This window comes from Nocardiopsis oceanisediminis, from assembly GCF_048595525.1.
Taxonomy (GTDB): Bacteria; Actinomycetota; Actinomycetes; order Streptosporangiales; family Streptosporangiaceae; genus Nocardiopsis_A; species Nocardiopsis_A oceanisediminis.
This window is the reverse complement of the sequence record NZ_JAFMZJ010000001.1, coordinates 1,460,091-1,476,802: the sequence shown is the minus strand read 5'-3', so window position 1 is coordinate 1,476,802 and position 16,712 is coordinate 1,460,091. Positions and strand designations below refer to the sequence as shown.

The 16,712-nt window shown below is 75.3% G+C and carries 15 protein-coding genes; 8 read left to right on the top strand and 7 right to left on the bottom strand.

Translation table 11 applies throughout. The features are described 5' to 3' along the window. Position 1 precedes the first annotated feature (1 nt). On the top strand, positions 2 to 811 hold the full coding sequence (gene xdhC, locus J0910_RS06645; RefSeq protein WP_420157639.1) for a xanthine dehydrogenase accessory protein XdhC: 810 nt from the start codon (positions 2 to 4) through the stop codon (positions 809 to 811). A 262-nt stretch (positions 812 to 1,073) separates the two neighbouring features. Here the strand turns inward: xdhC and J0910_RS06640 are convergent, their stop codons facing one another. Next, positions 1,074 to 1,292: a hypothetical protein gene (locus J0910_RS06640; RefSeq protein ID WP_420157638.1), complete on the bottom strand. Its 219-nt coding sequence runs from the start codon at positions 1,290 to 1,292 to the stop codon at positions 1,074 to 1,076. A gap of 5 nt (positions 1,293 to 1,297) precedes the next feature. After that, the gene (gene mca, locus J0910_RS06635; protein WP_420157637.1) at positions 1,298 to 2,176 is read right to left on the bottom strand and encodes a mycothiol conjugate amidase Mca; all 879 of its coding nucleotides are present in this window, start codon (positions 2,174 to 2,176) and stop codon (positions 1,298 to 1,300) included. Between the two features lie 177 nt (positions 2,177 to 2,353). On the opposite strand from mca, the gene J0910_RS06630 reads away from it, so the two are divergent. Both J0910_RS06630 and greA read left to right on the top strand, forming a co-directional pair. Then, positions 2,354 to 2,800 (top strand): DUF4307 domain-containing protein, encoded by a 447-nt coding sequence (locus J0910_RS06630; protein WP_420157636.1) that lies wholly within the window; start codon positions 2,354 to 2,356, stop codon positions 2,798 to 2,800. A gap of 245 nt (positions 2,801 to 3,045) precedes the next feature. Next, positions 3,046 to 3,546, top strand: coding sequence for a transcription elongation factor GreA (greA, locus tag J0910_RS06625; RefSeq protein WP_017592302.1), 501 nt, complete (start codon positions 3,046 to 3,048; stop codon positions 3,544 to 3,546). 116 nt (positions 3,547 to 3,662) lie between these two features. Here greA and J0910_RS06620 read toward each other — a convergent pair whose 3' ends face one another. Continuing rightward, a complete protein-coding gene (locus J0910_RS06620) occupies positions 3,663 to 4,949 on the bottom strand; it encodes a hypothetical protein (RefSeq protein WP_420157635.1) in 1,287 nt (428 codons plus the stop codon). A 188-nt stretch (positions 4,950 to 5,137) separates the two neighbouring features. Beyond that, the gene (locus tag J0910_RS06615; RefSeq protein WP_420161906.1) at positions 5,138 to 6,301 is read right to left on the bottom strand and encodes an FIST signal transduction protein; all 1,164 of its coding nucleotides are present in this window, start codon (positions 6,299 to 6,301) and stop codon (positions 5,138 to 5,140) included. A gap of 687 nt (positions 6,302 to 6,988) precedes the next feature. Between J0910_RS06615 and J0910_RS06610 the strand changes: the two genes are divergently transcribed. From J0910_RS06610 to J0910_RS06600, 3 genes are all read left to right on the top strand, one after another. Further along, on the top strand, positions 6,989 to 8,470 hold the full coding sequence (locus J0910_RS06610; RefSeq protein WP_420157634.1) for a sigma 54-interacting transcriptional regulator: 1,482 nt from the start codon (positions 6,989 to 6,991) through the stop codon (positions 8,468 to 8,470). A 1,722-nt stretch (positions 8,471 to 10,192) separates the two neighbouring features. Beyond that, entirely contained in the window at positions 10,193 to 10,555 is a 363-nt protein-coding gene (locus J0910_RS06605; protein ID WP_420157633.1) for a peptidase inhibitor family I36 protein, read from the top strand. A gap of 113 nt (positions 10,556 to 10,668) precedes the next feature. Next, on the top strand, positions 10,669 to 12,690 hold the full coding sequence (locus tag J0910_RS06600) for a VWA domain-containing protein (RefSeq protein WP_420157632.1): 2,022 nt from the start codon (positions 10,669 to 10,671) through the stop codon (positions 12,688 to 12,690). A gap of 574 nt (positions 12,691 to 13,264) precedes the next feature. Here J0910_RS06600 and J0910_RS06595 read toward each other — a convergent pair. Then, a complete protein-coding gene (locus tag J0910_RS06595) occupies positions 13,265 to 14,086 on the bottom strand; it encodes a GntR family transcriptional regulator (RefSeq protein ID WP_420157631.1) in 822 nt (273 codons plus the stop codon). 44 nt (positions 14,087 to 14,130) lie between these two features. Continuing rightward, a complete protein-coding gene (locus J0910_RS06590; RefSeq protein WP_420157630.1) occupies positions 14,131 to 14,871 on the bottom strand; it encodes a GntR family transcriptional regulator in 741 nt (246 codons plus the stop codon). Positions 14,872 to 15,014: 143 nt separating this feature from the next. On the opposite strand from J0910_RS06590, the gene J0910_RS06585 reads away from it, so the two are divergent. After that, complete coding sequence (locus J0910_RS06585) at positions 15,015 to 15,206, top strand: hypothetical protein (RefSeq protein ID WP_420157629.1); 192 nt, start codon at positions 15,015 to 15,017, stop codon at positions 15,204 to 15,206. Positions 15,207 to 15,228: 22 nt separating this feature from the next. On the opposite strand, the gene J0910_RS06580 is transcribed toward J0910_RS06585, so the two are convergent. After that, positions 15,229 to 16,029, bottom strand: coding sequence for a GntR family transcriptional regulator (locus J0910_RS06580; RefSeq protein WP_420157628.1), 801 nt, complete (start codon positions 16,027 to 16,029; stop codon positions 15,229 to 15,231). Positions 16,030 to 16,346: 317 nt separating this feature from the next. On the opposite strand from J0910_RS06580, the gene J0910_RS06575 reads away from it, so the two are divergent. Further along, positions 16,347 to 16,634 carry a hypothetical protein gene (locus J0910_RS06575; protein ID WP_420157627.1) on the top strand — a complete coding sequence of 96 codons (288 nt, stop codon included), beginning with the start codon at positions 16,347 to 16,349 and terminating at the stop codon, positions 16,632 to 16,634. Positions 16,635 to 16,712: the final 78 nt, after the last annotated feature.

Genomic DNA, 16,712 nt, shown 5'->3' with positions numbered 1-16,712 from the left:
CATGACGTGGGTCGCCGCGGTCGCGCGGTTGCGGGCGCGCCGGGAGTCCGGCGTGCTGGTGACCGTCGCGACCGTGCGCGGCCACGCCCCGCGCAACGCCGGTGCGAAGCTCGTGGTGGGGCGGACCGAGGCATGGGGCTCGATCGGCGGCGGCAACATCGAGGCCGTCGCGATCGACCGGGCCCGGGAGATGATCGCCGCGTCCGGGCGGGAGCCGGAGCTGATCGACTTCGCGCTGAACGACAAGGTGACCAACGAGCACGGCGTGCAGTGCTGCGGCGGCACGGTCTCGGTGCTGCTCGAGCCGCTGCCGACGGTGCGGGCGGTGGCGGTCTTCGGCGTCGGCCACGTCGGGCTGGAGCTGGCGCGCATCCTGGCCCGCCAGGACCTCGACCTCCACCTGGTCGACAGCCGCTCCGAGATCCTCTCCGAGGAGCGGCTCGGCGTCCTGGCGGACGCGGCGGCCCAGGTGCACGTGCACCACACGCCGCTGCTGCCCGAGGAGGTGCTGGCGGAGCTGCCGCACGGCACCCACGTCCTGATCATGACCCATGACCACGCCGAGGACGCCGCCCTGTGCGACGCCGCCCTGCGCACCGACCACCTCGGCTCCATCGGGCTGATCGGGTCGGCGGCCAAGTGGGCGCGGTTCCGCAAGCGCCTCAGCACCGAGGGCGGGCACGACGAGGCCGCCATCGGCCGGATCAAGACCCCGATCGGGATGGCCGAGATCACCGGCAAGGAGCCCGCGACCATCGCCGTGAGCGTCGCCGCCGACCTGCTGCGCGCCTTCGAGAGCGAGGAGGGCTGACCCCTCCGCCGGACCGGCACCGGTGCCCCGCGCCCGCGGGGCGCCGTTTCGGCGTCCCCGGGCCCGCCGCGCCGGCGGCGCCCCCCCTGAGGAGGGGCGGCCCCGGTGGTGCGGCCCGGGAGGGCCCGCCGCGGCGCGGCGCCGCACCGGGCGGAGCGCCGGGCTCCGCGCACGCCGAACGGGGCGGCGCGTCCTCAGGGCGCGCCGCCCCGTTCGGCCGCTCCGGCCGGGCCGTGTGCGGGGCGGTCCGGGCCGGAGCCGGTCAGTCGGTGCGCTCGGCCCGCTTCTCGACCGGGGCGCCGCCGTCGGCGGACGACTCGGCCAGCGCACCGGAGCGGACGTTGTCCAGCTTGGTCCGCATGCTCTTCATCAGGAAGTACAGGATGCCCCCGATGAAGGCGATGGCCAGGAACCCCAGCAGCCCCGGGGTGATCGTGTCCTGGTCGATCTCGGTCTGCGCGAGCAGGAGGACGGTGTTCATGCCGTTCATGTTCTCACCGACGTCCGGACGCCCGCGAACAGGTCCGTCTCCGGCAGCTCGGTGTCGACCAGCGAGCGGGCCAGGTGGTAGTCCTCCGTCGGCCAGGCCGCGCGCTGCGCGTCCAGCGGGACCGCGAACCAGAAGCCGTCCGGGTCCACCTGGGTGGCGTGCGCCTTGAGCGCCCGGTCCCGGGTCTCGAAGTGCTCACCGCACTCGATGCGGGTGGTGATGTCCCACTCGGGCCACTCCCGGTCCTCGATCCGGTCCATCCACTCCTTGTAGGGGTTGTCCAGGCCGCGCTCCTCCAGTTCGGCGGAGAGCGCCTCGAACCGGGCCCGGGGGAAGGACACGTGGTAGTAGAGCTTGAGGGGCTGCCACGGGTCCCCGGTGCCGGGGTAGCGCTCCGGGTCGCCGGCGGCGTCGAACGCCTCCACCGAGACCCGGTTGGTCATGATGTGGTCGGGGTGCGGGTAGCCGCCGTTGTCGTCGTAGGTGATGACCACGTGCGGGCGGAACGAGCGGATGGAGCGGACCAGCGGTTCGCTGGCGACCTCCAGCGGCTGCACCGCGAAGCACCCCTCGGGGAGCGGCGGGAGCGGGTCGCCCTCGGGCAGCCCGGAGTCGATGAAACCGCTGAACTCCTGGTGCACGCCGAGGATCTGCCGGGCCTCCGCCATCTCCTTGCGGCGGACCTCGGCGATGTTCTCACTGATCTCCGGCCGGTCCATGGCCGGGTTGAGGATCGAGCCGCGCTCACCTCCGGTGAGCGTGACGACCAGCACTTCGGCGCCTTCGGAGACGTAGCGCACCATGGTGGCCGCCCCCTTGCTCGACTCGTCATCGGGGTGGGCATGAACGGCCATGAGCCGCAGACGCTCGGACAACGGAGTAACCCCTCGGGTAGTCGAAAAGCTCTGTCGGTTCGGCCCGCGCCCGGCCTGGCGGCCGCGCGGGCGCCCGCGGCGCTCCCGACACGGGTGCGCTGGGGCGGGGGTGGAACGGGGGCCCCGTCGGGCGGGGCTATCTTAGACAACGTAGTCCCCACGTTCGGAGATTCCCGCATGCCCGAGAGCCCCTCTGACCTCACGTCCGACGGCGCGGCCGGCACCGCCGCCCCCGGCGGCGACGAGCGCGGCCCCCGTTCGGCCATGCGCCGGTACGGGGGAAAGCCCTTCATCTTCCTGATCGGGCTGATCGCCGCGGGCCTCTTCACCATCGGCTGGGGGGCCGCGCTGGTGAGCTACGGGGACGGCGGCGGCGTCGCCAAGCAGACCGTGGCCTGGAGCATCGTCGACTCCTCCACCGCCTCCATCACCTTCCAGGTGAGCAGCGGCGAGCCGGTGTCCTGCCTGGTCCGCGCCTATGACCGGCAGCACGTGGAGATCGGGCAGCGGGACGTGGAGGTCGGTGCGGGCACCAAGACCGTCACCACCGAGATCGAGACGGTCCGCGAGGCCGCGATGGTAGAAGTGGCCTCCTGCAGGGAACAAGGTACGGCGAAGAAGTGACGCGCGGCCCCGGCCACCGGCCGCGGGCCTGAGCCTCCGCCGCACACCGTCCGATCCCCGTCCGCCCCCGACCTCCCGCCGCACCCGCCCGAAGCGTCCCCGAACGCCCGGAGCCGCCCCCCGGATACCCCGGCCCGCACGGCGTTCCAGGCCCCTTCCAGGCGGAACACGCGGTGATAACCTCGTAAGTTCAGCTGCGGCCGGACAGAAGGTCCGCAGTCGTCAGACGCACCAAGGGAGTTCCCGTGACCGAGACCCGCGATGACAACGTCACCTGGCTGACCCAGGAGGCGTATGACCGGCTCAAGTCCGAGCTGGAGCACCTTTCGGGGCCTGGTCGCATCGAGATCGCCGACAAGATCGAAGCCGCCCGCGAGGAGGGCGACCTCAAGGAGAACGGCGGTTACCACGCGGCGAAGGAAGAGCAGGGCAAGATCGAGGCGCGCATCGCGCAGCTGCAGAACATCCTCCGCAGCGCGCGCGTGGGCAACGCCCCCCGGAAGGAGGGCGAGGTCGGCCCCGGCATGACCGTCACGATCAAGTTCGAGGGCGACGACGAAGAGGTCACCTTCCTGCTCGCCTCCCGCGAGGAGAGCGGCGCCCCGATCGACGTCTACTCCCCGAAGTCCCCGCTGGGCAGCGCGATCAACGGGAAGAAGATCGGCGACACGGTGAGTTACAACCTCCCGAACGGCAAGAGCCTCTCGGTCGAGATCATCGACGCCGTCCCCTACGGCGGGGCATAGCCCCTACCGCAGCGAAATCGCGGAAGGGGCGGCGAGAAGCCGCCCCTTCCGCGTTGCGGGGGCATCCGGCCCCTCGGCCCCGGCGCCTGCGCGCCGGGGCCGTCCGCGTTCCCGGGTCAGGGCACCGGGGCCGGGCCCGGCTCGGCGCAGCCGGCGGCGCCCTCGCCGCCCTCGGCGTAGGCCGCCGGGATGTAGTGCCCCTCGCCGATCCGGTACCAGGCGGTGCCCGCGCCGCCGGGGCCGGACGCGCGGTCGCCGTCGGCCGCGCACTCCACTCCGACCTGGGCGGCGTGCGCGGCCAGGCCGACCGCGGGGTGCCCGAAGCCGGGGCCGGAGCGGACCACCACCGGGTCGGACATGCTGACCGTGGCGATCCGGGCGCGCGCGGTCTGCTCCGCGGTCCACAGGTAGTCCACCCGCACCCAGGCGTTGGTCGGCAGGCGCAGCGCCTCCCGGAAGGTCCCGTCTGCCAGGTCGATGCCGGCCGGGTTGAGCACGGTGCGGCCGAAGCCGTCCCGGCCGCCGTTGTGCCCGCCGAGGAAGGCCGCCTGCGCCTGGGGCAGGCCGTGCGGCAGGTCGAGCCAGCTCTCCCGCCGCGCGTTCCAGTGGTCGTCGGTGATGTTCCACGGGCCGACGTCCCAGACGGGTGCGTAGGCGCAGCGGCGCTCCGCGCCCTCGGTGCACACCCGCACCGTGTAGTCGCCGGCGCCGCGCGGCGCCAGCGCCCGGCGGGACGGCAGCGCGACGAAGTGGTCGGCGGTGCGCACGGTGTGCCCGTTGGCGGTGCGCCCGCCGACCAGGCCGATCCGGGTGGCGAACAGCCGGGCCGAGTAGGGGCGCTCGCGGACCGCGGTCCCGGGGCGCTCGGCGGGCCCGCCGAGCGGCCGGAGCCGGACCCCGGAGAGCACGGTGCCGGCCCGGGCGGCCTCGCCGCCGATGCCGACCCGCACCTGGACCCGGCCGACCGGGGCGGGCAGCCGGACCCGCCCGGTCTCGACCGCCGGGCCGTCCGTCCGCTCCCGCCACTCGGTCCACACCCCGTCGGCCCGCTCCCCGCGCACCTCGATCAGCAGGCCCTCGGCGGGCCCCTCGGCGTCGGCGGCCACCGCCACCCGGTCGACCGGCCGGGGCAGGTCGTGCGGCGGGAACACCGCCTGGGCGACCGGCGCCCCGGGGACCCGCCCGCCCAGCGCCGCGGTCGGCTCGGGCCGGCCCTCGGCGGCCCGCAGCCCGCCCCGCTCCCAGGCGGTTCCGGACGTCTCGGCCTCGGCCGGGTCCTCGACGAACCATCCGCGCGCGGGGGCGCGCTCGGGCGCCCAGGCGGACGCCTCCGCCGCGAGCAGCCCCACTGTGAGCACACCGGCGGCGGCCACCGCACCGGTGCGCAGCAGTCTTCGCCCCATCGTCACCCCTCATCGCCCGAGAAACCGACCCGTCCAGTAAGCAGGCAATGACAATCAGTGACAAGACAGGCACGCCGCGTTTCTGCGGCATCGGGGTAAAAGAAGCCCTTTGCCCGTTCCGAGGCACGTCCGGAACGGGCCGGGGCGTCAGGGGCGGGGGTTCGCGGGCGGGGCTGCGGGGCGGGGTGTCAGTCGCCGAACGCCAGCAGGCAGGCGGTGTAGCTGTGCACGTGGTTGCGGCCGGCCACCGGACCGACCTCCCCGGCGGCGAAGAAGCCGGTCACCGCGTCGATGCCCAGGGTCCGGCGGACCGCCCGGACGTCGTGGTCGGCGCTGTCGAACATGGACGCGCCGCGCCCGTTGCAGGAGAAGAGCAGCGCCCCGGAGATCCGGCCGCCGGAGTCCTCGCCGAAGACGCCCAGCCGCTCCAGCAGGTCGGTGTCGGCGGTGTCCCGGTCCCGGACCTGGAACCGCACCGTCTGCCCGACCTCCACCATGTCGCCGATGGTGATGCTGCCGTCCTCGGGGTCGGCTCCGACGACCGAGCGGACCAGGAAGTCGCCGCGCTCGTGCCGGTCGGCGTACTCGTCCATGGCGATGCCGATGTGCAGCCCGCCCGCCGCGGCCAGCTCCTGCTCCTCCTCCGGGAGCACGTTGACCAGCGACTCCAGCCGCTCGTAGGCGGGCACCCCGGCCAGCTCGGTGATCAGGTTGCCCTCGGCGCCGGTGATCGCCATCGCCGGCCCGACCGGCCGGCACCCCTGGCTGACCATGGTGCCGACGACCCCGCTGCCGCCGAGCAGCAGGCCGATCGCCCCGGCGTCGATCACCTCGCCCTCGAAGAAGAGGCGCACGGACCGCTCACCGCCCATGCCGTCGGCCAGCCCGCCGACGATGGGCAGCCCGCCCAGCGCGTCGGTGGAGCGCTCCACGAAGGACTGCGCGGGGAACCGGTAGGGGTCGGCCAGCAGCAGCGCGGCCCTGTCCTCCGGGTCGGGCTCGTGCATGCCGATCACGGCGAGGTGGTCGCCCTCGGGGACCACGTCCAGCCGGAAGGGGGTCATGGTGACCTCGGGCAGCCGGGCCGCCCACACGCTGACGGCGCCCTGCCCTTCGACGCCCCGGCCGCCGCCGATCACACCGGCGGAGGTGCACCCGATGCTCACCGCTCCGGGGACCATCCCCATGACGCGCTCGCCGGCCAGCACCACCTCTTCGGCGTCCGGCCCGCACACCGAGAAGAAGACCAGGTCGGCGGGGCCGTCGAGGGACCGGACCGCCTCGGTCGCCGCCCGTTCGGCGGCACTCACGAGGTCGGCGCCCGACGCCAGTGCATCGCCGAACCTCGCCACTGCCCGCACCTCACTCATCCGTCGTCCTCGCTCCCGGACGTCATCGGCAACCGCACAGGGATTCGCGGGGCTCCCGGCCCCTGCTTCCATGATCCCAGCCCTGGGGAGGTGCAACCCCCGTCCGGCCCCGGCTATTTCCCACAACCGGGACGACGGACGCCCGCCCGAAGGACCCTCCGAACGTCCCCGCTCACACGGGGCTCACACCCACCGCCGAGGACCGATCCGAGGACAGCGGTATGGAGATCCCCGCCTGCGCGGGGCTCACGCCAGCGGCGGGCTCGACGCGGCCCGGGAGCGCGGTCCATCCCCGCCTGCGCGGGGCTCACCTGTCCGCGAAATTCGACCTCACCGCCTGGTGCGGTCCATCCCCGCCTGCGCGGGGCTCACGAGGTCGCCGAGCGGCACTGGGGCATCGCCCTCGGTCCATCCCCGCCTGCGCGGGGCTCACGACATCGCGGTCATCGACCAGGCCATCCGCCACGGTCCATCCCCGCCTGCGCGGGGCTCACCCAAAATGACCTGGGAAGACGTGGGGCGTTATCTTTATGTGACCATCCTCCTCAGAGGTGGAATTCCAGCCCGGAGGCATACAGGGAGAGTATCGGAAGGGCCGACCGGCGGGCGGTTTCCACAGGACGGATGATCTTCTGTCGGGGCCGGGGGCGAGGACCTAGACTCAGCGCCGTGCATACCTCCCCTCCCCCCAGCGCACATGTCGGATCCCCGCCGCCGGACGGGCTGCCCCGGACTCTAGGGGAGCTGCGCGCCGCCGGGCACCGGTGGCGGTCGGTCAAGGACGAGCTGCGGGAGAACCTGCTGGAGCGGCTGCGCTCCGGGCGGGACCGGTTCCCCGGGATGGTCGGGTTCGACGCGACCGTGCTACCGCAGGTCGAGCGGGCGCTGCTGGCCCGGCAGGACGTGGTGCTGCTCGGCGAGCGCGGCCAGGGGAAGAGCCGGCTGATCCGGGCCGTCGGCGCGCTGCTGGACGAGTGGACGCCCGTCGTCGAGGGCTGCCCGATCAGCGACCACCCCTATGCCCCGCACTGCCCGCGCTGCCGCCGGCTCGACGCGGCCGGGGAGACGCCGCCGGTCGGCTGGCTCCACCGCAGTCAGCGGTACCGGGAGAAGACCGCGACGCCCGACACCGGGGTGGCCGACCTGATCGGCGACATCGACCCGGCGCGGCTGGCCGAGGGGCGCTCCCTGGACGACCCCGAGGTGGTGCACTACGGGCTGGTCCCCCGGGCCAACCGGGGCGTGCTGGCCCTGAACGAGCTGCCGGACCTCGCCGCCCGGGTGCAGGTCGCGCTGCTCGGGGTGCTGGAGGAGCGGGAACTCCAAGTGCGCGGGCACGTCCTCCGGCTCCCGGTCGACGTCACCGTGCTGGCCAGCGCCAACCCCGAGGACTACACCGACCGGGGGCGGATCATCACCCCGCTCAAGGACCGGTTCGGCGCCGAGGTGCGCACCCACTACCCGGAGGCGCTGGAGGACGAGGTCGCGCTGGTCCGGCAGGAGGCCGCGGACCCCGGCGGGGCGCTGGTGCCCGCGCACGTGGTGGAGGTCGTCGCCCGGTTCACTCGGATGGTGCGGGCCTCGCCCGCGGTGGAGGCCCGCTCCGGGGTGTCCGCCCGGTTCGCCATCGCCGCGGTGCGCACCGCGGCCGCCTCGGCGGAGCGGCGCGCCGCCCTGACCGGGGAGAAGTGCCCGACTGCCAGGGTGTGCGACCTGCAGGCGGCCGTCCCGGTGCTGCGCGGGAAGGTCGAGTTCGCGCCCGGCGAGGAGGGGCAGGAGACCGAGGTGCTGGGGCACCTGCTGCGCCGCGCCACGGCCGAGGTGTTCCGGGGCCGGCTGCCGGAGACCGCCCTGGAGCCGCTGACCGCGATGTTCGCCGCCGGGGGCGAGGCCGTCTCCGGTGCGGCGGTGCCCTCCGCCGAACTTCTCGGCTCCCTCGGCCCGCTGCCCGACCCGGCGTCGCTGGCCGCCCTGGCCGACGCCGGCCGGGAGCCGCTGGCCGGCGAGGAGGCCCCCGCCGAGGGCGCGGACCGCGCCGAGGGCTTGGCCGCGGCAGCCGCCGACCTGGCCCTGGAAGGGCTCTACCTGACCCGCCGGCTCTCCAAGGAGACCGCGGACCCGGCCCGGGAGCGTTCCGCCTACCGCACCTGACCAGGGCGTAGGGAAAGGGGGCGTCCCCACCGGGCCCCGTGTCCGCCCGGTCCCGGCCACCGAAGGGAGCACCCCGGCGCCGCTCTCGGCGGTACCGGGCCCTGCTCCCCTCAGGGACCACCGGGCATGCGGTCGACTCAGCGCGGTGATGGTCGGCCGGCGTGGCGGATCGCGGGCGATCGCCCGCGATCCCGGCAGCCTTCTGGTCGGTCGCCCCGAGCAAGCGCGGCACATCGCGGAGCGAGGGTTCAAGCAGGCGGCGACGGCGGAGGTAGAGGCGAGGCCGGGCATCTCGGCCGGGCGCCGCGTCTCGCGGGGCGGGGGTTCAGGCCGGCGGTGAGGGCGGGAGAAGAGGCCTGGCCCGCCTGGCCGGTGACACGAGGGGGTGTGGCCTTCATGTCGGGCTCTCGGCGGGGGGCGGGGGGCGGGGCCGGGTCGGCCTGCGCACCTCCGCGTCGACTCGGATGACATCTACGCGCGAGTAGTAAGCCCCAGAGCCCGCCCCACCCCCTCATCAATCACTCAGGGTGACGAAATGGGGCCTTCTGGAGGAGGTGAGGGCGCCGATGCGCCGCTCTGCCTCTCTTTGGTCGCCGCTTCCCGGGTTCGGGGCCCCTTTTCCCCGCCTTCCGGGCGGCTCGGATCCCCGGTCAGCGCTCTGGCCGGGGCGTTTCGGGTCCTGGGCGAGCCGATCGGGGCCGGGATGCGCGCCCCGGCGTCGAGGAGGCGACGCGGAGGTGTGCAGGGCACCCCTCCTCACCCTCACCGTGCGTGTTCGCCCAGGTCAGGGGTTTCGGAGGTTTCCGGTCGGCCCTCCTGAGCGGCGGGGGCTGCGCGGGCGCGGCCCCCGCCACCCCTTCCGCACACCCGCTCTTCCGCGCGACCGCTCTTCCGCACGCGACCGCCGCCCCCGGCCCGCCCCCGCCCTCGCCGCCCGCTTGAACCCCCACCCCGTGGGGCACCGCCCCCGGCCGAGACGCCTGGCCCCGCCCCTGCCTTGGCCGTCGCCGCCGGTCTGAACACCCGCCCCGTGAGGCGCCGCGCCCGAGTGAGGCCTGCCCCGGCCCTTCCCCGGCCGTCGCCACTGGTCCGAACGCCCGCTCCGCGAGGCGCCGCGCCTGGTCTGCGGCCCCGGCCCCCTCCTGCCGTCGCCGCCGGTCTGAACACCCGCCCCGTGAGATGCCGCGCCCGAGTGGAGCGCCCCGCCCCGGCCTCGCCGCCGTCGCTGCCTGCTTGGGCCCTGACCCCGTGGGGTGCCGCGCCCGGCCGGGACGCCCCGCCGCCTCCCACCTCTGCCGTCGCCGCCCGCCTGAGCCCCGACCCCGCGAGACGCCGCACCCGGCCGGAACGCCCCCGCGTCCCTTTCTCCTCCGCAGCCGCCCGGTCGGGGCGGGAGCCGCGCGGAGGGGGTGAGCGGGCGTCCGTCCGCGCCCGGCGGGCCCGTGCCGCCGGGAGCGCCGGGAGCGCCGGGAGCGCCGGATCGGGCCCACTCGCGCTCCCGATCCGCTCGCGGAGAACATTCGTTCTCTGAAGCCTGTCCTGAAGCGGCCATGATCCGGGCGGGACGCGAGGACCGCGGCCGGAGTCGCCGCTGCTCGGCGGGTCGGGCCCGGCCACCGGGGTGACCGAGGTCTCATCGCCGGGATTCCGGCCCAGGTTCCGGGGCCGTTTCGCGGGGATACCGGCGAACGCCGTACAACCGATCGACGGGGGTAATCCATGATGTCCGTTCTCAGGAAGGGCCTGATCGCTGCCGCGGCGGCGGGGGCCATGCTGTTCGCCGGGACCGCCGTGGCCGCTCCGGCGCAGGCCGCCACCGGGTGGGACCGCTGCCCGCACGGGTACGCCTGCCTCTTCTCCCAGCCCCACGGGCAGGGGACCATCGGGATCTTCAAATACGGATCCCCCGACCTGAGGCAGCAGGGCCTGGGCGAGAACGTCCGCTCGGTCTGGAACCGCGCGGGAGCCACCCTGTACCTGTACAGGGGCTACAACTACATCGGCACCACCACGAACTTCCCCGCCTACGACCACCCGGGGAACTACGACGGCACCGACACCAACTCGGCGAAGGTCGCCTGGTAGGGCGCCTGGAGTGCGGGGCGGGCGGCCGCCCGCCCCGCGGCCGGCCCTTCTCGGGCAGACTCGGAGGCGATACGCAGGACACCCCGCCCCTCACCCCTCGGGAGCTTCGAGCGATGGAGCGCTTCCGCTACAGCCGCGGCCGGCCCGGGTCCGACCCGCTGGCTCCGCCCTTCGACGTCAACGCGGCCCTGCGCGAACTCGGGCGGGAGGTGCTCGGCGGGGCGTCGGCCGCCGACGGCCTGCGCACCCTGCTCCGGCGGGGCGTGCAGGGGCTGACCGGGCTGGACGGCCTGGTCGAGCGGGTGCGCGGGCTGCGCGCGGAGGCCGCCGCCCGGGGACGGCCGGACGGGGTTCTCCACCGGGCGCGCGCCGCCCTGGACCGGGCGCTGGCCGCCGAGCGGGATGCGCTGGCCGCCGACCCCTCCGACGAGGCGCGGCTGCACGAGATCCGGCTGGCCTCGCTCCCCCGGGACAGCGCCGCCGCCCTACGCGAGCTGGCCGGCGAGCCGTACCGGTGGCGTTCGCCCGAGGCCCAGCGGATCGTGCGGGAGCTGCTCGACGAGGTGCGCGGCGAGCTGGTCGCGGCCCGCCTGGGCGGGACTCCGGGCGGGACTCCGGGCGGGACTCCGGGCGGGGCTCCGGGCGGGGCGGCGCACGATCCGGCCCGGATCGCCCGGATGGCGCACGCCCTGGCCGCGCTGCTGGAGGCCGGGGCCCGGGGCGAGGAGGGCGACGTCGCGGCGTTCCTCGCCGAGTTCGGCGACTTCTTCCCGGCCGACCTGCCCGACCTGGACGCCATCGTGGACCTGCTGGCCAGGCGGGCCGCGGCCGCCCGGCGGCTGGCCTCGGGCCTGCCCGCCGAGCGGCGGACCGAGCTGTCCGGCCTGCTGGACCGCGCCGCGGCCCGCGACGGCCTCGGCCCGGCGCTGGACCGGCTGGCCGACGCCCTCCTGGCGCACCGCCCGGACCTGGCCCGGGCCGCCGCGGAGGGCCCGCCGCCGCTCGACGGGCCGTCTGACCTGGGGCTGGCCGAGGCGGTGGCGGCCCTGGACGAGATCGCCGACCTCGCCGCCCTGGAGGAGGCGCTGGAGCGGGCCGGGGCCCCCGGTGCCCGGCCGGGGGCCGCCGCCGGCGTGGACCGCGCCGCGCTGGCCCGCCGGCTCGGCGCGCAGGCCGCCGCGGACCTGGACCGGCTGGTCGGACTGGAGCGGTCCCTGCGCGACCGCGGCCACCTCGCCGGGACCGCGACCCGGCCGCGGCTGACCCCGGCGGCGGTCCGCCGGCTGGGCGATGCCGCCCTGCGCGACCTGGCCCCCGGGCCCCGCCGCCGCACCCGCCGGGGCGGGCACCCCGGCGCCTCCTCCGGCGACCCGGGCGACCCGGCCGGCGGGGTGCTGCCGTGGGAGCCGGGCTGCGCCGCACCGCTCGACGCGGCGGCGACGGTCCGGGCGGCGGTACTGCGCACCGCGGCGGAGCGGGGGCGCCTCCCCGGGGCCCCGGCGCCCGGCGGCGCCGCGCCCGGCAGGATCCCGCTGGCCCCGCAGGACCTGCGTGCGGCGGAGACCGACTTCCGGGCGTCCGCGGCGGTGTGCCTGCTGGTGGACCTCTCCCATTCGATGGTCCGCGGCGGGCTGCTCGGCCCGGCCCGGGAGGCGGCGCTGGCGCTGTGCGCGCTGGCGGAGAGCCGGTACCCGGAAGACGCGGTGACCGTCATCGGGTTCGACGAGTACGCGCGCGAGCTGCGCCCCGGCGAGCTGGTCGAGCCGCTCCGCCGCCGGGTGCAGGGCAGCAACGCGCAGCACGCGCTCCGGCTCGCCGGGGCGCACCTGGACCGGCGCCCGGGGACGGCGCCGATCGTGGTGGCGGTGACCGACGGGGAGCCCACCGCGCACCTGCGCCGGGACGGGACGGCGGCGTTCTCCTGGCCCCCGGTGGCGGAGACCGCCGCGGCGACCGCCGCCGAACTGGACCGAATCCGGGACCGCGGGGCTGCGCTGACCCTGGTCGTCCCGGGCGGCACCGCCCCCGGCTCCTTCGCCGCCGAGGTCCGCTCGCGGGGCGGCCGGGTCGTTCCGGCCGGTCCGGCCGGTCCGGGCCGCGCGGTACTGCGCGCCTACACCTCGGGGCGGCGCTGAGCCCGGTAGCCGGTGCGAGCGCCGATCCCGATGCGGGGGGCGGGTGCACGGACGCCCTGCTCCCCGGTGCCGAGACGGGTGGGGGCGGCCGCAGGGCCTCTGGCGCCCCGCCCCTTTTCCGGCCGGCGCGCCGAAGTCCGCTCCTGCGCGCGGACAGGGGCCCGTCCCGTCCTTCCGCTCACCGGCCTCGGCGGGACGCGGGCAGGGACCGGTGAGCGAAAGGACCGGGGCCGATCCGGACGGGCGGAGATCCTTCCCGCTCAGCAGAGGGGCCCATGCTCTTCAGGTCCGCCGGGAATCCCGCCGGGAACGGGAGGAAGGAGAAAAACCGGTACTCAACGGGACACAGGCGGGGACCCGCGGCAAGGACCGGAACGGAACCGGCCCAACCGGACGGAAGGACCGGACGAGAGAAGCCCCTTCCCACTCGGCACAGGCCCCTACTCCTCACAACCGCCGGGAATCCCGCCGGGAACAGGAGGAGGGAGAAAAACCGGTATTCAGCGGGGGCCGGCACCGCGGGTCCCGCCGGTGCTCTCCGGCGCCGGCCCCGCCCTCTCCCGGGCCGCCCCGGTCAGGTCTCGAAGACGCTGACGTCGGCGGCGAGCAGCAGCAGGTCGCCGGGGGCGGTGGGGTCGGCGTAGACGAGCCGATGGCGGTCGGCCGGCATGACGGTCTCGGTGAAGCGGACCGCGGTCCGGCCGGAATAGACGGTGCGCTCCTGGACCAGCAGGGCCACGCCGGGGCCGAGGCCGAAGCGCTCGGCCTCGGCGGGGGCGGGCATCCGGGCCCCCACCGCGTCCCAGGCCCAGTCCCGGGGGCGGCCGAGCTCGGCCAGGACCTGGTCGACGCCGCGGGCGATCCGCTCGGGGGACATCAGCTCGGTGTCGCCGGCGACCGCGTAGGGCAGGTGGCTGGTCTGGGACTCCCAGAGCACCCCGTCGACGAACCGGTCGCAGGAGCGGACCACGGCAAGCGCCCCGGTGCCCGGCGCGGTGCCGGCGTCCGGTCCGGGCTCGCCGAGGCGCCGGGCGATCTTGGGGCCCATCTCCTCGATGCCGACCTTGATCTCCTCGGTGACCGAGAGGTGGCCGAGCTCCCGGAGCCGGGCCGCGTAGCCGGTCTCGAACCGCTCGGAGTCGCGGGCGCCCTGCACGTCGGTGGCCAGGTGCAGGGTGGGCCGGTAGCCGCGGACGAAGGCGCCGCGCCCGGGGCGGACGCTCACCCGGCCCTCGTCCTGGAGGATGCGCAGCGCCGCGCGGGCGGTCGCCGCGGAGACGCCGAAGCGCGCGGCCAGTTCGGCGCTGCGCGGCAGCCGGTCGCCCGGGGCGTGGTCGCCGCGGTCCAGGGCGGCGCGCAGCCGGTCGGCGACGTCGTGCTTCTTCGAGGCGGTCATGGTCTCCGTCCCCCGCTCCGCGGGCGGGCGCCCCGACGCCGCGCTCAGTCCCTGCGGTAGGCGCCGAGGTCGCCGATCTCGTACTGGAACCGGGTCCCGTTCCCGGCGAACACCACCCATTCGAGCACGATCGGCCGCGACTCGGAGTAGCCGGTCCGGTACAGCTCCAGCACCGGGACGCCCTGCGGGAGGCGGAGGTCCTCGGCCTCCTCCGGGGCGGGCATGCGGGTCTGCAGCTCGTCGACGTTGCCGACCTGGGTGTGGCCGAGTCCGGCCAGGACCGCGGCGGCGCCGTCCGGAAGCGGCGCCGGGTGCATGATCGGGCTGCCCTGGGCGATGTCCATCGGGTAGTAGGAGGTGCGCCGCATGGTGCAGCGGTCCTCCACGTAGCCGGAGGTGCGGCGGACCACCACCCGCTCGCCCTCGGGGGTGCGCAGCCTGCTGGCGATCTCCGGGGTGGCGCTCTCGATGAGCAGCTCGGAGACCTTGGAGCCGGCGGTGAAGGCGGAGAACTCGATGCCCGACCCGGAGCGCCCCGAGGGCCGGTTGGCGTAGTAGGTGATCGGCAGGACCCGCTGCACGAAGTGGCCCTTGCCCGGGTGGCTGGCGACCAGGCCCTGGTTGCGCAGCATGCCCAGGGCCAGCCGGACCGTGTTGCGGGAGGCCTCGAAGCGCTCCTCCAGCTCCTTCTCCGAGGAGACACGCGCGCCCGGGGGGAGCTCGCCGCCTTCGATCTCTCGGCGCAGGGTGCGGGCGATCTGACGGTATCGGCTCTCTTCGCGCATGCTCGCTTCCCCATGGGGTATAGGACTGGTACCAACAGGTCCTACAAAGCATAATGACTCAACCGCGCATCCGGGTGGGTCCAAAGTCCGTGTCCCGTCCGGCATCCCGGTCGGAGGGCCGAGAAAAAAGGAGGGAGGACGCGATGGCGATCCTTCTGGTCATCGGCGGGCTGGTGCTGACCGGTCTCGCCGCCGGGTTTCTCCTGGCGGTCTCCTTCGGGGACCGGCGGCGCGGCCGGGGGCGGGGGCACCGCTCCCTCCGCGACGACGACGGGGGCGGCGCGCCGCCCCGTTCCGGCGGCGGGGCCGGCGGGGACCGGCGGCTCCGGGTGTAGCGCCGCGGGCGGCCGCCACCGCTCAGCGGTCGTGCACGTTGACCCCCATGCCGGTGCGCAGCGCCTCGGGCGGCAGCTCGCCCTCGTGGTAGAGGAGCTGGTGCCGGTCGGCGGGCATCAGGGTCCGGATCAGCCGGATCGGCCGGTCGCCGGAGTAGGCCAGGCGGTCGTGGACCATCAGCGGGACCCCCGGGCCGATCGAGAACAGGGTCGACTCCTTGAGCGAGGGCATCTTGGCGCCGATCACGTCCCAGGAGCCGGTCTGCGGGTGGCCCATCTCCTCCAGCAGGGTCCGCGCGCCGCCCGGGATGTCCTCGGGGCTGACCAGTTCGGAGCCCTTGGGGGTGTCCGCGGTGAGGGAGCGCGGGTAGTAGGCCATCTGCCGCTGCCAGAGCCGCCCGCCGAGGTAGCGGTCGCAGCGGCGGATCACCACGGACCGGTCGTCGCCCTCGCCGAGGCCGAGCAGTTCGGCGACGGCGTCGCCGGCGGCCTCCACCATCACCCGGAGCCGCTGGTGCGGTTCGGCGTCGCGCTCGGCCCCCGGTTCGGCCTGGGGGGCGCGGTGCTCGGTGTCATCGCTCGCGGAGCCGGCGGCCAGGTGGGTGACGGGGTCGTAGCTGCGGACGGTGCTTCCGCTGCCCTGCTTGACGTCGATCCGGCCGCGGCTGGTGAGTTCCTGGAGCGCCCTGCGGACCGTGTTGCGCGAGGTGCCGTACCGCCCCATGAGCTTGTCCTCGGTGGGGAGTGCGGCCCCGGGAGGATAGCGCCCTTCGTCGATGTCCTCCATGAGGTCGTGGGCGATCTCCAGGTGCCGTGGCTCCATAGTCCGCTCCCCGGTCCGCTCCCACCGCCATTCGTACCAATGAGTCTACTCAATCTCCTTGACCGGAGCCACCCGGGCCCGCACACTGAACCCCTCCGCACGGCAAATTCGTACCAATGATTCGACTGACTGGTCTTGACGGGATCGCCACCGAGAGCGCAAAGTAAAGTTGTAGGAATGAATCCAATAAGCTGAACAGGAGAACAGGACGGGAAGATCCCCTCCCGACTCAGCAGACGGGTTCACTTCCTCCCCGGGGCCGCCCCGGGCCGCGCGGGTCCCCCCGGACCTCCCGCGCGAGACGAGAGGAGAAGAAGATGCCCCTGTTCATCGGGATCCTCACCGTGGTTCTCATCATGCTCTTCAGCGCCCTGCTCGGACTGCTGATCGCGGCCTCGATCGGCATCAAGCGCAACGACCGCGGCCACTACCGGGCGCTCCGCTCCGGGACCGCGCACCGCTCGTTCTCCGGCGCCGGCCGCGCCCTCTCCGGGGTCCGCTTCCCCGACCAGGCCACGGTCCCCCGCCCCCGCCGGGAGGCCGGCGGAGAGGGCGGCGGCGACGGGAACGGCTCCGCCCCGGGCCGGGAGCGGACGCTGATCTGACCCCGCGCGGGGTCTCCGCGCCCCCGCGCCCTCCGCCCCGCCGCCCGGGCCCGTCCCGGGCGGCGCCCCCGCCGGAAT